Here is a 14,165-nt window from a genome sequence, read left to right as displayed (position 1 = left end):
CGGGGTTGCGGGCCTGGTTGCGGAACACCGCGGGCGGCCTGCCCGGGACGTACTGGTACCTCTGGACCGGCATGCTGATCAACCGGGTCGGCGCGTTCGCCATGCTGATCATGTCGGTCTACCTGACCGACGAGCGCGGCGCCTCGGCCAGCCTGGCCGGCCTGGTCGTCGGCGGCTACGGGATCGGCGGCGTGGCCGGCACGCTGCTCGGCGGCGTCCTCGCCGACCACTGGGGACGGCGGGCCACGCTGTTCTGGGCGCACACCGTGGCGGCCGGGTTGATGGCGGCGCTGGCCTTCACCACCCACCTCGGCCTGATCGCGGCCCTCACGGTCCTGCTCGGGCTCGTCCATTCGATGCCGATGCCGGCGTTTGTCGCCGCGATCGTCGACGTGGTGCCGGCCGAGCGCCGGTCGCGCGCGTTCAACCTCCAGTTCTGGTCGTTCAACCTCGGCATGGCGGCGGCCGGCCTGCTCGCCGGCCTGCTGGCCCAGGCGAGCTACCTGGCGCTCTTCCTCGCCGACGCGGGCGCCACGGCGGTGACCGCGGTGGTGATCGCCTGGAAGGTGCCGGAGACGTTCCGCCGCCATGCGGCCACCAGGCACAACGGTGGGCTGCTGACCGCCCTCACCGACCGCACGTACCTGGTCTTCGTCGGGCTGACCTTCCTGCTGGCCGCGTTGTCCACCCAGACCTCGACGATCATGCCGCTGGCGATGCGGGCCGACGGGCTGAGCCCCGCCGCGTACGGGACGGTGGTCGCGATCAGCGCGGCCCTGATCGTGGTCGGCCAGCTCTTCGTGCCCCCGCTGATCGACGGGCACCGCAAGCACACCGTGCTGGCCACCGCCCTCGGGCTGATCGGCATCGGCTTCGGTGCCCTGGCCTTCGCCGACCACCTGGCCGTCTACCTGCTCGCCTCGGTGATCTGGACGATCGGTTCGATGCTCGCCGCGCCGCCCAACGCCGAGGTCAACGCGGAGCTGTCCCCGGAGGAACTGCGCGGCCGCTACCAGTCGGTGTTCAGCCTGACCTTCCCGGCCGCGGCGTTCATCACCCCGGCCCTCGGCGGCCTCAGCCTCGACCACATCGGAAGCTGGCACTGGATCGCGGTCGGCTCGGTCGGCCTGGTCGCCGCCGTCGGCCACCTGCTGACCGGCCCGTCCCGCGACCGCGAAGCCGCCCGCCGGGCGCTGGCCGTCCGCGAGCTAGAACGCGTAGCGGGCTGACTTCGCGGGCAGCCCGGCCGCCGGCACCAGATGCACCGTGGAGCCGTGCAGCACCTCGTCGGAGCCGGGCAGGGAGCGCACGACCCGGCCGGTGAGGTCGACGACCTGCAATCCGCTGTCGTCCTTGAGCACGAGGTGGTCGTCGTCGTACCAGCCCGCGACGTCGTCCCCGGAGAGCCGCGCTTCGACCTCGCCGGTGGCCAGGTCGACGATCTCGATCCGGCGCTCGTCCCAGGGGCCGATCGCCGCCGCGCGCCGCCCGTCCGGCGACACGTCAGCGGAGGTCCGGACGGCCGTGGTGCCCGGGAATCCCAGTGTCCGCAGCTTTTTCCCGCGCAGGTCGTAGAACCGGATGGCGACCGTACGGTCGGGATTCGCCTCGCCGTTCGCGACGCTGACGGTGTGTCCCAGGGTCCGCCCGTCGACCCAGAAGAAGCCGAGGCCACGGGCATTGCCGGTGCTGGCGTCCGCCATCGGCACGAACGACCCGGCCGCGCGCGTCGTCGCGTCGACCACGGTGAACCCGCCGTCGTGGTTGAGCAGCACCCGTCGGCCGTCGGGTGACCAGTCGACCTGCTTGATAAAGCCGCCTTGGTGGTCGACCCACTGCACCGGCCCGCCGGCTCCGGCCATGAACCCGCCGCGCCCGCCGTCGGCGACGAAGAACCGCTTCCCGTCGGGCGCGGGCGCCACGACCCGGTAATCGATCTTCCGGTACTCCCCCGTCGTCCGGTCGAGCACGTACGAGACGGCGTCGTCCGGGGTGATCGGCTCGTTGTCGGTCGAGGTCGTGGGCAGGGCGCCGGCGTACGCGAACGCGACGACCCGCCGCTTGCCCTCGCCGGGCGGAAGCGGGACGTCCGGCGCCGGCGTCGGTTCGGGCGTCTCCAGCTCGGGCGCGGGCGAGGTGATCGACGGGGTCGGACCGATCGGCACCGGTTCGCCGCGCCCGTCCGGCCGCAGTGCGAGCGGCACGGCGACCACGACCGCCACCAATAGCGCCGCCGCGCCGGCCACGATCCGGTTGCGGCGCCGCCGACCCGCCAGCCGGATCGAGTTGGTGGCCAGGTCCGCCGGCGGCGGCACGTCGGTGAGCTCCCGCAGCGTGCGGCGCAGTTCGGCGCTCATCGCGCGCCCTCACTCAACTGCGGCGCGAGCTCGGGGCAGAGCACCCGAAGGCGCTCGAGGCCGCGGGCGGCGAGGCTCCGCACGGTCGCCGGCCGGCAGCCGAGCAGCGCCGCGATCTCGTCGTCGGGTAGGTCCTCCAGATAGCGCAGCACCAGCACCGCGCGGTGCTTCGGGCCGAGCCGGGCCAGCGCGTCGCGGAGCGCGAGCCGCAGGTCGACGGTCGCGGTGCCGTCGCCCACCCGGCGCTCGGGAAGTCGCTCGCTCGGCAGCTCCCGCCCCCAGCTCGGCCGCCGGAACCAGTCGATCTGCTCGCGACACATCGCCTGCCGCAGGTACGCGTCCGGGTTGCCGTGTCGCACCCGGCCCCAGTGCCGGTATGCCTTGGCCAGCGCCGACTGGAGCAGGTCCTCGGCCTGCTGCGGTTGCCCGGTCAGCCCCATCGCGAACCGGAACAGCCCGGCGGACCGGTCCGCGACGAAGGCGCTGAAGTCGCGCCGCGTCTCAGCGTCCACGCCGGCTCCGTCGATCCACGAAGCTAAGAACGTGGACCGACGCGAATCTGTTGCACCTACGCCGACTCTCGGATGATCAGTTCGGTAGGGAGCATCGTCACCGGCTCGATCTCCTCGCCCGCTACCAGGCGCATGAGCTGGCGGGCCATCTCGCGGCCGATCTGTTGGATCGGCTGGCGGACGGTGGTCAGCGGCGGCTCGGTGTAGCGGGCCATCTCGATGTCGTCGAAGCCGATCACGGCGACGTCGTCCGGCACGCGCCGACCGGCCTCCCGCAACGCCCGCAGCGCGCCGTGAGCCATCAGGTCGGAGGCCGCGAACACCGCGTCGAGTTTGGGGTCGTCGTCGAGGAGCTGGCGCATCGCGACCGTGCCGGACTCCCGGGTGAAGTCGCCGATCGCGACGATCGAGCGTCGGTCCGAGTCGCGCAGCGCCTGCCGGTAGCCGGTCAGCCGGTCGATGCCGGCCACCATGTCCTGCGGGCCGGAGATGGTCGCGATCCGCTTGCGGCCCGAGTCGAGCAGGTGCCGGACGGCCGAGACCACGCCGCCGATCTGGTCGACGTCGACGTAGGGCACCTCGACCGTGGCGCGACCGAGTGGCCGACCGCTGCACATGACCGGGATGCCCATCCGGATCAGCGCGGCGGGCAGTGGGTCGGCGCCGTGCATCGAGGCGAACATGACGCCGTCGACGTGCCGGCCCATCGTGTAGCGCTCGACCCGGTCGTGGCCGGCGGTCGAGCCGGCGATCAGCAGCACGAGCTGCTTGTCGGCGGCGTCGAGCTCCATCGAGACGCCGCGGATGACGCCGTGGAAGAACGGGTCGTCGGAGAACACCCGGGTCGGCGTCTCCGGCAGGATCAGGGCGGCGGAGTCGGTGCGCTGGGTGACCAAGCTCCGGGCGGCGAGGTTGGGCACGTAGCCCAGCTCGCGCACCGCCCGCCGGACCGCCTCCTGGATGGGTTCGGCGACCGTGGTCGAGCCGTTGACCACCCGCGACACGGTGGCTCGGGACACGCCTGCCCGCTTGGCCACCGCCTCGAGTGTCGGCCGTTCGCGCGTTCCGTTCTTCGCCCTGGTCAAGGAATCACCCCGTGCGTAACGCCGTCAGCAGCGTCGGGTCGCCACTGACCACCAGGACATCGAAGCCCACCCGGCCGTAGATCGCCAGCAGCAGATCACTCGCGGTGCCCTCGGCCTGCACCCGGGCCGGCGGTTCGTCGGTGTCGAGGATGGTGTCGGTGTCGAGCAGCGCGACGCCCTCGCCGCGCAGTCGCACCAGCCATTCCTGGTCGGCGTCGGCCGCGAAGAGCTGCACGACGCCGTGCGGGCGGTCGCCACTCTTGCGCCGCCCGGCCGGCAACCACGTGTCGAGCGCCTCGGAGATCCCGTCGGCGGCCAGCTTCGCCTCGATCGGCTCGCTCGCCGCCATCGCCATCTGCGCGTCCCACCGGTGCACCGCGGTCTCGTGCGCCATCCGCCGGTTCCAGAAACCGGCCTTCTTGGACTGCGGCGCCCAGTTCCACAGCGGCGCCTCGGGATCGGTGGCGTCCAGAGTGGAGATCAGGGTGTCGTAGCGCATCTGCCACCAGGCCAACGTCGCGTCGCCGGCGGGCACGTCGACGGGGTGCTCGCGGCGGTCGGGCCGCTCGGTGCCGCCGCGCTCGACCAGGCCGGTCACCCACTCGTAGCAACTGCCCAGGTGGTGCACCAGGTCGGTGACGGTCCAGTCGGGGCAGGACGGCACCGGGGCGTCCGGCGGTGCCTGGGACACCGCGGCGCCGAACGCGGCCGCCTCCGCCCGCAGACCGCCGAGCCAGAAGTCCTTGGTGCCGTGCAGTCTGGTCATCGGATGCTCCTTAGGTGCAGGCCGGACCGTCGCCACTGATGCCGGAGCCCCCCAGCCTAGGGTGAACAACGTGCCAGACGTTAGCGCCGAACCTCCGACCGCCGCCGGCCCGCTCGATCCACGAGCGTTGGCCGACTTCACCACGCTGCGATTGGGCGGCCCCGCGGGCCAGGTGCAAACGGCTGAAAACACGGATCAAATCGTGCAAATGGTACGCGCGACCGCGCGCGACGATGCACCCGCCATGATCCTGGCCGGGGGCAGCAACGTGGTGATCGCCGATGCGGGCGTACCCGGACCGGTGATCCTGATCCGTTCCCGCGGTTTCGAGATTGTCGAGTCCGACGGCGACCACGTCGTGGTCCGGGTCGCGGCCGGCGAGCCCTGGGACGAGTTCGTCGCCGCCACCGTCGACGCCGGCTGGTCCGGGGTCGAGTGCCTCTCCGGGATCCCCGGCTCGGCCGGTGCGACGCCGATCCAGAACGTCGGCGCCTACGGCCAGGAGGTCACCGACACGATCCTCGGCGTCGAGGTCTACGACCGGCTCGACGACACCGTCCGCCGGATGGCACCGGCCGAGTGCCGGTTCGCCTATCGGACCAGCATCTTCAAGCACAGCGACCGCTGGGTGGTGCTCTCCGTCGACTTCCGGCTGGCCCGTGACCCGCGGTCGGCGCCGCTGCGCTACGCGGAGCTCGCCCGGGCGCTGGGCGTGGGACCGGGCGACCGGGTGCCGCTGGCCGAGGCACGGGCGGCGGTGCGTGCCCTGCGCGCGGGCAAGGGCATGGTGCTCGACCCGGCCGACCACGACACCTGGTCCGTCGGCTCGTTCTTCACCAACCCGGTGCTGGACGCCGCCGCCTTCGAGTTCCTGCGCGCGCGGGCCGGCGGCGTCGGCGAGCCGCCCTCCTGGCCCGGCCCGGGCGGGCTGGTCAAGATCAGCGCCGCCTGGCTGATCGACAAGTCCGGGTTCACCAAGGGCTACGGCGGTCGGGGCGGCGTGGCCATCTCCGGCAAGCACACGCTGGCACTGACCAACCGTGGTCAGGGCAGCACGGCCGCACTGCTCGACCTGGCCCGGGAGATCCGCGACGGCGTGCACGAGCGGTTCGGCGTGACCCTGCACCCGGAGCCCGTGCTGGTCAACTGCGCCCTATAAGGCGAAGCAAGGGACCCTTGTTAACGCTATGCGTTAACAAGGGTCCCTTGCTTACAAATGGAAGGGGGCCCGCCAAGAGCGGACCCCCTTCGGTACCCCCACTGGACCCCCGGGTACGCACCGGGCTGGGGGCTGTTGCAGAGCTCAGGCCTCGAAACGGTGGCGGCGGCGGAAAGCCGTCGCCCAGATCGCGATGACCGCACCGGCCAGCAGCACGCCGCCGCCGATCCCGGCCACGACTCCGGCGTCCGCACCGGTCTGCGGAAGTGTCGGCGTCGGCTGCGGCTCGGGCTCCTCCGTGACCGCCGGCGGCGTCGTCGGAGTGTCGGTGGGCTGGCAGTAGTAGTCCTGCTGGACCGAGCCAGGCGGACACGGCGCCGCGGCCACGTACGCGGCCGGCGCGGCCGAAGCGGCCACGCTGGTCAGCGCGATCGCCGGCACCAGCAGCGCGAAAGCGGCGAGAATGAGGGACAGCCGGTTACGCACAGCCTGTCCTCCCCGTCTGTGTGATGGGTTGTTGTCGAACGGCCCAACGATGCTGTGGCGATTTAGGTGGCGTGTCCGGTTAAGAGAATTTTGTCGGCATGATCGCCGACCAGGCGACCGTGAGCTCACCCAGGCGCCAACGGGCCGGACGATCGAGCACCGGCCAGCCGCCGGCCTTGACCGAGGCCACCGCCCGCTGCCACCGCTGCCGGGCGCCGAAAGTCGCGTACGGCGCGGCATCCCGCCACCCGTCGTCGAGCGCCCGCAGCAGGTCGTACACCGGCTCGCCCGGCACGTTGTGGTGGATCAGCGCCTTGGGCAGCCGTTCGGCCAGCGTGGCCGGGGTGTCGAGGGTCGACAGCCGGGCGGCCAGGGTGAGCGAGCGGGGGCCGGCGCGATCCAGGCAGACCCAGGCGGCCAGCCGGCCTAGCTCGTCGCAGGTGCCCTCGACCACGATGCCGTCCGGCGCCAGCGCACCGGTCATCGTCGCCCAGGCCGGCGCGACCCGGTCCTCGTCGTACTGGCGCAGCACGTTGAGCACCCGCACCACCACCGGGCGCAGGCCGGCCAGCTCGAAGCCACCACGGGCGAAGGTCAGCCCCGGAGGATCAGCGGCCGACGCCGCGAAAGCCACTCGCTCCGGGTCGATCTCCAGCCCGACCACCCGCACGTCGGGTCGCACCCGGGCCAACCGGGAGCGCAGCTCGACCGCGGTCACCGGGGTTGCGCCGTAGCCGAGGTCCACCACCAGCGGATCGGCGGCGTCGCGCAACACCCCAGCCGCGTACGCCGCGATCCAGTTGTCGATCCGGCGCAGCCGGTTGGGGTTCGTCGTCCCTCTGGTGACGAACCCCTGTGGTCGCTGTCGCCCGGTCAGTTCTGCTTCCCGCTCTGCTAGCTGGTCGGCCGTTGCCGGCCGATCGGCCCGCGCGCGACCTTGTGCTGAGCGGCCTGAGCCAAGGGCCGGACCACGATCCGGTCGATGTTGACGTGCTGCGGTCGGGTCGCCGTCCAGGCGATGCAGTCGGCGACGTCGTCGGCGGTCAGCGGCATCTCGACGCCGGCGTAGACCGCGTCGGCCCGCTCCGTGTCGCCGCGGAACCGCTTGGTCGCGAACTCGTCGGTGCGGACCATGCCCGGGTCGATCTCGACCACCCGCACCGGGCGGCCGGCCAACTCCAGGCGCAACGTGCCGGTCATCGCGGTCATGCCGTGCTTGGCGGCGCTGTAGCCGCCACCACCCTCGTACACGATGAAGCCCGCGGTCGAGCTGACCATCACGATCGTGCCGGCCTCGGACGCCTCCAGCAGCGGCAGCAGGGCCTTGGTCACCCGCAGCGTGCCGAGCACGTTGACCTCGAACATCCACTGCCAGTCGTCGACCGAGCCGTGCTCGACGGGGTCGAGGCCGAGGGCGCCGCCGGCGTTGTTGACCAGCAGGCTGACCCGCTCGTCGGGGCCGCCGCCCTCCCGGCCGTACGACTCGGCGAGATCGGCCACCGCCTCGGCGAGGCCCGCCACCGACTCGTCGGAGGTGACGTCGCAGGGCACCGCGACCGCGCTGCCGCCGGCGTCGGTGATCTGCGTCACCAACTCGGCCAGTCGGTCGGCACGGCGGGCGGACAGAACGACGGTGAATCCTTCGGCGGCCAGGCGGCGGGCGGTGGCCGCCCCGATCCCGCTGGACGCACCGGTGACGATCGCGATCGGCATGCCCACAATCCTCTCCCATCCCGTGGCGAGCCTCACTGCCGGATGAAGTCCGTCACGTATGTCTACGGTCGAGTAGGCGTAGCCACCCTTCCGTGGGGAAGATGTCGCCTGGGGGAGAGGTTTATACATGGGCGCCCGGCGATGTCGGGCGCGGCTTGGAAGGAGCAGATGTGGTGCAGGCGCCGTCCGGCGTCGGCCGGCAGCGAGGACCCAAGCCCTGGCCGCTCCCCCGACGCATCGCCACGCTGTCCGTTCACACCTCACCGCTCGACCAGCCTGGCACCGGTGACGCGGGCGGCATGAACGTCTACGTCACCGAGGTCGCCCGCCGGCTCGCCGAGGCCGGGGTCGAGACCGAGATCTTCACCCGCGCCACCTCCAGCGACCTGCCGCACACCGTCGAGATGGCGCCGGGCGTGCTCGTCCGGCACGTCATCTCCGGTCCGTTCGAGGGCCTGGCCAAGGAAGACCTGCCGGCGCAGATGTGCGCCTTCGCCACCGGCGTCCTGCGTGCCGAGGCGGCGCACGCGCCCGGCTACTACGACCTGGTGCACTCCCACTACTGGATCTCCGGACAGGTCGGCTGGCTGGCCCGGGAGCGCTGGGGCGTGCCGCTGGTGCACTCCGCGCACACCCTCGCCAAGGTCAAGAACGCCCAGCTCGCCGCCGGTGACCGCCCCGAGCCGCTTGCCCGCGTGGTCGGCGAGGAGCAGGTGGTCGCCGAGGCCGACCGGCTGGTGGCCAACACGACGTTCGAGGCCCGCGACCTGATCGACCGGTACGGGGCGGACTCCGACCTGGTCAGCGTCGTCGAGCCCGGCGTCGACCTGGACCGCTTCACCCCCGGCGACAAGGGCGCCGCCCGCCGCCGGCTGGGGCTGCCCGAGCGCGGCCACATCGTCGCCTTCGTCGGCCGGATCCAGCCGCTCAAGGCACCCGACGTGCTGCTGGCCGCGGCCGCCGCGCTGCACGCCCGCGACCCGGAGCTCGCCCGCGACCTGACCGTGGTGATCGTCGGCGGGCCGAGCGGCACCGGCCTGGCCCGGCCGGCCGCGCTGATCGAGCTCGCCGCGTCGCTCGGCATCAGCCACGCGGTGCGCTTCATGCCGCCGCAGACCGGCAGCGACCTCGCCGACGTCTACCGCGCCGCCGACCTGGTCGCCGTCCCGTCGTACAACGAGTCGTTCGGGCTGGTCGCGGTCGAGGCACAGGCGTGTGGCACCCCGGTGGTCGCCGCGGCGGTCGGTGGCCTGGTCACCGCGGTCCGCGACAACATCAGCGGCGTACTCGTCGACGGGCACGACCCGGACGACTGGGCCCGGGCGCTGGGTGGCCTGCTGGCCGCGCCGGGCCTGCGGGTGGAGCTGTCTCGAGGCGCCGTCGCGCACGCCAGCGAGTTCTCCTGGTCGCGCACGGCGAGCGGGCTGCTGGCGGTTTACGGTGGTGCGGTGACAGAGCATCGGGAGCGGCTGACCGCCCGACTCGAGGGCGAAGCGGCGGCGTTGGGCGCGGGCACGGCCGCGTGGTGAGTGGCCCCTCGCCGGCCGAGGTCGCGGCGCTGATCGAGCGGGTCTGCGCCGAGCGGGAGCTTCCGATCGAGGCGACCGGCGAGCTGTCGTACGTCGTGACCCTGCCCGGCACCCACAAGCTCAAGACGAGCTGCAACCTGATCGTCGGCGAGCACGCCCTGCGGGTCGAGGCGTTCGTGATGCGCCAGCCGGACGAGCGGCGCGAGGAGCTGTGGGCCTGGCTGCTCCAGCGCAACGCCCGGATGTACGGGGTCGCCTTCTCCATCGACCAGGTCGGTGACGTCTATCTGACCGGCCGGACCGGGCTGGCCGGCGTGACCGAGGACGAGCTCGACCGGCTGCTCGGCGCGGTGCTCAGCTACGCCGACGACTCGTTCGACACGATGTTGGAAATCGGCTTCGGCACGGCGATCCGGCGCGAGTGGGAGTGGCGCGTCAAGCGCGGCGAGTCCACGGCGAACCTCCAGGCATTCACGCATCTCTTCCCGCCGATTTCTCCTACTGAGCGGTAAGGACCGATGTGATGGGCGAGACAGGCATTCTCGCTTGTCCACTGATCTCGTGGAGAACTACCGTTCTCGTTAGCGCCACGCTCGAAGGGGTTTTTGGGGGTAGCCGCAGGCCGCGAGGCCCGGCACACGACGAGCGCAAGCGTTGGGGGTACGGTGACCAGCCCGTTGGGGGACGGTCGGTCACCTGAAACCGGCGGGCGAGCGGGCGACGCTTACGGGGGTGGGCGTCGTTCGCCCCGCTGGTTGTCCTTCTGAGATGATCAAGCGTGTCTCGCCCGCCGCAGATCTTCGCCGTCTCACCCGCTGCCCGTCCCGCCGGTACGCCGCCTGACCAGCGCAGCGCCCTCCTCGACCACGCGATCTCGCTGACGGGCGTACCCCGCGCCAAGGTCTGCTTCGTCACTACCGCGGTCGGCGACGACCCGGCCGCGATCGCCAGCCTCTACACCGTGCTGCGGGAGTCCCCCGACGCCGAGCCGAGCCACTTACAGCTCTTCCCCCAGCCCAACGTGCGTGACGTCCGGTCCTTCCTGCTCTCGCGCGACCTGATCTGGGTCAGCGGCGGCAGCGTGGTCAACCTGCTGGCGGTCTGGCGGGCGCACCGGCTCGACGAGATCATGCGGGAGTGCTGGGAGGCCGGCGTCGTGCTGGGCGGCGGCAGCGCCGGCAGCATCTGCTGGCACACGGGCGGCACCACCGACTCGTTCTCAGACGACCTGGACCCCGTGACCGACGCGCTCGGTTTCCTGCCCTACAGCAACGGCGTGCACCACGACTACACCTACCAACCCCGGCGGACGCTGTTCCAGGCCCTGGTCGACGACGGCACGCTGCCCGCGGGTTACGCCACCGACGACGGGACCGGCCTGCACTACGTGGGCACCGAGCTCGTCGAGGCCGTGACGTCCGCTCCCGGGGCCGACGCGTACCGGGTCGAGCCCGGAGTGCACCGGCCGCTGAACGCGCGGGTGATCGCCGACCGGCCGGTCTAGTCCGCCTGGAGCTCGGCGGTCTCCGGCGCCCCGGCCGCGTCCTCCGGCTCCTCCAGGCTGCCGTACTTGGCCAGCATCAGGCTGGACGCGATGGCGAGCGCGAAACCGACCACCGCGACCGGGATGAAGCCGCGCCGGGTGCTGTCGCCCAGCGCCAGCACGCCGACCACCGACGGCAGGACGGTCTCGCCGATCACCAGGCCGGCGGTCACCGTCGTCACCGAGGCGCGCTGGAGGCCGATCGTGTAGAAGACGAAGGCCAGGGCCCCGGAGACGACCAGCGTGTAGATCTCCGGGCCGCTGAACCAGTCGACGAAGTCGACGTCCGAGATCGACCGCGCGGCCAGCGCCACGACTCCGAAGAACAGGCCGCCGACCAGACCGAGGGTCGCCGCCCGCAGGGGGTCCTTGAGCTTGATGGCGGCCAGACCCAGCAGGGCCAGCACGGGTACGGCGATCGTCAGGCCGATCCGGAACGTCCAGGAGGGCTGGTCGGCGTTCTCCCGCCCGGCCGAGATGCCGAGCAGCGCGAGGCCGACGCAGACGCCACCGACCGCGGTCCACTGCACCGGGCCGAGCCGCAGCTTGAGCAGCGGGATGGCGATCACCGCGGTCACCGCGAGGCTGGCCGCCAGGGCCGCCTGCACCAGGAAGATGGGCAGGCTGCGCAGGGCGATGAACTGGGCCACGAAGCCGGCGCCGTCCAGGCCGAGACCGAGGATGTACGGCCACTGCGCGAACACCCCGACCAGCGACTTCGCGCTGACGGTGTCCGAGCTCGGCGCCCGGCGGGCCGCGATCGCCTGGAACACCGACGCCGCGCCGTAGCAGATCGCCGAAACGATCGCCAGGATCAGGCCCATGAGCTGACCGTACGGGCGACAGCCGGCCCAGTGGGCGGTTTAGCCGGTTTTATCCTTCGGGCTCCGCGCTGGGCTCCTCCGGGCTCGGAGTCGTCTCCGCAGGGCTCGGTTCCGGGCTCGGCGTCTGGTCCTCGGGCACAACGGTCGGCTGGACCGTCGGCTGCGGCGCCTGGCTGTTCTTCGGTCCGGCGTCCTTGGGTCGCGGCGACGGCACGGCCGACGTGCTGGCCATCGGCACCACCGTCGGCGCGTCCTCGTAGACGTCGTACTGGGCGGCCGGCGAGGGCACCTGCTCGTGCGGCGCGGTGCCCATCGCACCCGAACCGTCGGACGGGGTGCCGGTGGCCTGGCGCTGACCGAGCACCCAGCCGACCGCGACCACGACGGGCAGGCCGAGCCCGAGGATCAGCGCGAGGACCTTCTTCGGCGTGAGCTGCACACCGATTACACCGTTCAGGACGGTCGCGAGGTTACGGGCGGTGACCTCGCGGGTCGTCGGTTCTTCGCCGGCCGGATCGGTCATGCGGCGACGAGCACGACGGCCGGGTCGCTGCTGGCCGTCGACGGGGTCACCTCCGCGGCCGGCGTTCCGGTCGCGGCGGTGTCGGTGGCCGGAGCGTCCGGCTCACCCTCGGTGCCCGCGGTGCTGGCGTCGCCGCCATTGCCACTGTCGCCGCCGTCTCCCCCGGTCCCTGGCTGGTCGGCGCCGCTCGGGTCGCCGCCGGCCGACTCGGTCGTGCTCGGCGTGCCGCCCGGCTCGGCCGGCTCGGTGGTTTCCGTGCTCGGCGTGGCCGCGCCGGGGGTTTCCGGGGTGTCCGTGCCGGTCGTCGGGTCGGTGCCGGCGGTCGGCTCGCCGGGTGCGGTGGCCGCCTCGTCCGGTGCCGGCGCCACCCGCACCGCGCCGAGTGTCAGCACGATCCGGCCCTTCACCTCGGCCAGCGTCGCGTCGAAGGTGAGGTTGGCGGGCACCGTCGCGGGTGGCACCGCGAGCGGGCCGAAGATCCGGGTCGCGCCGTCGTCGACCGTCAGCACCGGCTGCGCGCCGGCCTCGGCCACCACGGTGACGGGGCGTGCGCCGCCGTCCCAGCCGATGATGACGTCGTTGGGTGCGACCGGCGCTCCGCCCGCGTAGGTCAGCGTGTCGTCCGTGCCGAGCACCCCGTCGGCACCTGGCTGCACGGTCCAGGCCGGTGGGCTGCCGGGCGCGGGGGTGGCCGCCGGTTGGGCGGGGTCGCCGATCGCGACGACGGCGGGACCCGCGGCGGGGCCGGCCGGCTTCGCGACCGCCGGGTCGGGCACCACCACGGCCTTGCCGTCAGCGGCGACGATCACCGCGTCGCTCTTCGCGCTCTCCGGCCCGGTCCAGCCGCCCTTGACCGGCACGACCGTGTAGCGCCACGAGCCCGTCGGCACGCCCGAGTCCCCACAGGACTCCTTGGCGACGTTCTCCTCGCAGGTGCCGCGCGGCTGCTGCACGGAGCCGGCCAGGTCGTAGCGCTGGATCCGGTAGCTGTCGACCTTCCGGTCGCCGAACGTGTTGGGCGTCCACGACACGGTCACCAGGTTGCCTGCCGCGCTGACCGCCGGCTTGTTGCCCGGCGAGAGCGTCGCGGTCTCCGCGGTCAGCACGACCTCGTCGCTCTGGACACGCCACGCGGCGATCGCCGCCCCGGCGCCGGCGACCAGGGTGACAGCGGCAATGCCACCGAGTACGGCGGGGGACGTGGCGATCAGTCTTTTCACTTGTTCACCTTCGTGGCTACACCGGTGATCCGGATGGTGAAGGTGACCCCCGAGCATTCGTTGGTCACCGAGGCGGGCATCCGGATCGGAATCGAACCGGCATCGCGCGACTGACGGGCGCGCACCGTTAGCGGCAGCCGGCCCTGGTGCGGGCCGGCGGTGAGGTTGCCCGGGTGAGCCGGGCAGTCGGGGCTGGAGCTGTCGACGACGTCGCCGCGCAGGCGGGTCAACCGCAGGTCGAACGGGTACGGGTTGCGGACCCGCAGCGCGGTCGACCGCTCGGAGCCCGGGTGGAGGCCGGACACCGACGTCCCGTCGATCACGAACGTGTGCGCCTCGTCGCCGGTCAGCTTGAGCTCGGCGCCGGCGGGACCTGACGTGGCAACGGCGCCCGCCAAGGCGAGCGCCAGCGCGCCTGCGGCGAGGGCCGTCGTCAGCTTCATGAAGA

At 72.5% G+C, this 14,165-nt stretch carries 16 protein-coding genes; 5 read left to right on the top strand and 11 right to left on the bottom strand.

Features of this window, described 5'->3' with window-relative positions:
* Positions 1-5 precede the first annotated feature (5 nt).
* Positions 6-1,229 (top strand): MFS transporter, encoded by a 1,224-nt coding sequence (locus BLV39_RS14425; RefSeq protein ID WP_239083638.1) that lies wholly within the window; start codon positions 6-8, stop codon positions 1,227-1,229.
* On the opposite strand, the gene BLV39_RS42985 is transcribed toward BLV39_RS14425, so the two are convergent.
* From BLV39_RS42985 to BLV39_RS14405, 4 genes are read right to left on the bottom strand one after another with little or no spacing between them, the layout of a single operon-like run.
* Positions 1,209-2,357: a WD40 repeat domain-containing protein gene (locus BLV39_RS42985; protein ID WP_090791642.1), complete on the bottom strand. Its 1,149-nt coding sequence runs from the start codon at positions 2,355-2,357 to the stop codon at positions 1,209-1,211. The genes BLV39_RS14425 and BLV39_RS42985 overlap by 21 nt on opposite strands.
* Entirely contained in the window at positions 2,354-2,869 is a 516-nt protein-coding gene (locus BLV39_RS14415; protein WP_090791639.1) for a SigE family RNA polymerase sigma factor, read from the bottom strand. Before BLV39_RS14415 ends, BLV39_RS42985 begins: the two co-directional genes overlap by 4 nt.
* Before the next feature lie 56 nt (positions 2,870-2,925).
* Positions 2,926-3,954 (bottom strand): LacI family DNA-binding transcriptional regulator, encoded by a 1,029-nt coding sequence (locus BLV39_RS14410; protein WP_090791637.1) that lies wholly within the window; start codon positions 3,952-3,954, stop codon positions 2,926-2,928.
* Between the two features lie 4 nt (positions 3,955-3,958).
* On the bottom strand, positions 3,959-4,720 hold the full coding sequence (locus BLV39_RS14405; RefSeq protein ID WP_090791634.1) for a maleylpyruvate isomerase family mycothiol-dependent enzyme: 762 nt from the start codon (positions 4,718-4,720) through the stop codon (positions 3,959-3,961).
* A 70-nt stretch (positions 4,721-4,790) separates the two neighbouring features.
* Here BLV39_RS14405 and BLV39_RS14400 point away from each other — a divergent pair, with 70 nt between their 5' ends.
* Positions 4,791-5,879 carry a UDP-N-acetylmuramate dehydrogenase gene (locus tag BLV39_RS14400; protein ID WP_090797252.1) on the top strand — a complete coding sequence of 363 codons (1,089 nt, stop codon included), beginning with the start codon at positions 4,791-4,793 and terminating at the stop codon, positions 5,877-5,879.
* A 144-nt stretch (positions 5,880-6,023) separates the two neighbouring features.
* On the opposite strand, the gene BLV39_RS42980 is transcribed toward BLV39_RS14400, so the two are convergent.
* The 3 genes from BLV39_RS42980 to BLV39_RS14385 all read right to left on the bottom strand — a co-directional run bounded on the left by BLV39_RS42980 (position 6,024) and on the right by BLV39_RS14385 (position 8,078).
* Positions 6,024-6,365 carry an LPXTG cell wall anchor domain-containing protein gene (locus BLV39_RS42980; protein WP_090791631.1) on the bottom strand — a complete coding sequence of 114 codons (342 nt, stop codon included), beginning with the start codon at positions 6,363-6,365 and terminating at the stop codon, positions 6,024-6,026.
* A 79-nt stretch (positions 6,366-6,444) separates the two neighbouring features.
* Complete coding sequence (locus tag BLV39_RS14390) at positions 6,445-7,242, bottom strand: SAM-dependent methyltransferase (protein ID WP_090797248.1); 798 nt, start codon at positions 7,240-7,242, stop codon at positions 6,445-6,447.
* A gap of 17 nt (positions 7,243-7,259) precedes the next feature.
* Positions 7,260-8,078, bottom strand: coding sequence for an SDR family oxidoreductase (locus tag BLV39_RS14385; protein ID WP_090791628.1), 819 nt, complete (start codon positions 8,076-8,078; stop codon positions 7,260-7,262).
* Between the two features lie 170 nt (positions 8,079-8,248).
* On the opposite strand from BLV39_RS14385, the gene mshA reads away from it, so the two are divergent.
* From mshA to BLV39_RS14370, 3 genes are all read left to right on the top strand, one after another.
* Positions 8,249-9,607, top strand: a complete 1,359-nt coding sequence (mshA, locus tag BLV39_RS14380; RefSeq protein WP_239083639.1) for a D-inositol-3-phosphate glycosyltransferase — start codon at positions 8,249-8,251, stop codon at positions 9,605-9,607.
* A complete protein-coding gene (locus BLV39_RS14375) occupies positions 9,604-10,119 on the top strand; it encodes a type III secretion system chaperone family protein (RefSeq protein ID WP_090797245.1) in 516 nt (171 codons plus the stop codon). Before mshA ends, BLV39_RS14375 begins: the two co-directional genes overlap by 4 nt.
* Positions 10,120-10,385: 266 nt before the next feature.
* Entirely contained in the window at positions 10,386-11,111 is a 726-nt protein-coding gene (locus BLV39_RS14370; protein ID WP_090791623.1) for a Type 1 glutamine amidotransferase-like domain-containing protein, read from the top strand.
* On the opposite strand, the gene BLV39_RS14365 is transcribed toward BLV39_RS14370, so the two are convergent.
* The 4 genes from BLV39_RS14365 to BLV39_RS14350 are packed head-to-tail and all read right to left on the bottom strand — an operon-like array spanning position 11,108 to position 14,160.
* Positions 11,108-11,974: a DMT family protein gene (locus tag BLV39_RS14365; protein ID WP_090791620.1), complete on the bottom strand. Its 867-nt coding sequence runs from the start codon at positions 11,972-11,974 to the stop codon at positions 11,108-11,110. The genes BLV39_RS14370 and BLV39_RS14365 overlap by 4 nt on opposite strands.
* Before the next feature lie 49 nt (positions 11,975-12,023).
* Positions 12,024-12,497, bottom strand: coding sequence for a hypothetical protein (locus BLV39_RS14360; protein WP_090791617.1), 474 nt, complete (start codon positions 12,495-12,497; stop codon positions 12,024-12,026).
* The gene (locus BLV39_RS14355) at positions 12,494-13,717 is read right to left on the bottom strand and encodes a hypothetical protein (protein WP_090791614.1); all 1,224 of its coding nucleotides are present in this window, start codon (positions 13,715-13,717) and stop codon (positions 12,494-12,496) included. Before BLV39_RS14355 ends, BLV39_RS14360 begins: the two co-directional genes overlap by 4 nt.
* Positions 13,714-14,160 carry a hypothetical protein gene (locus tag BLV39_RS14350; protein WP_090791612.1) on the bottom strand — a complete coding sequence of 149 codons (447 nt, stop codon included), beginning with the start codon at positions 14,158-14,160 and terminating at the stop codon, positions 13,714-13,716. Before BLV39_RS14350 ends, BLV39_RS14355 begins: the two co-directional genes overlap by 4 nt.
* Between the last annotated feature and the right edge of the window lie 5 nt (positions 14,161-14,165).

Origin of the sequence: Asanoa ishikariensis, assembly GCF_900107455.1 — a bacterium.
Taxonomy (GTDB): Bacteria; Actinomycetota; Actinomycetes; order Mycobacteriales; family Micromonosporaceae; genus Asanoa; species Asanoa ishikariensis.
Note: the sequence above shows the minus strand (reverse complement) of the source record. Positions and strands in the feature narration are given on the sequence as shown.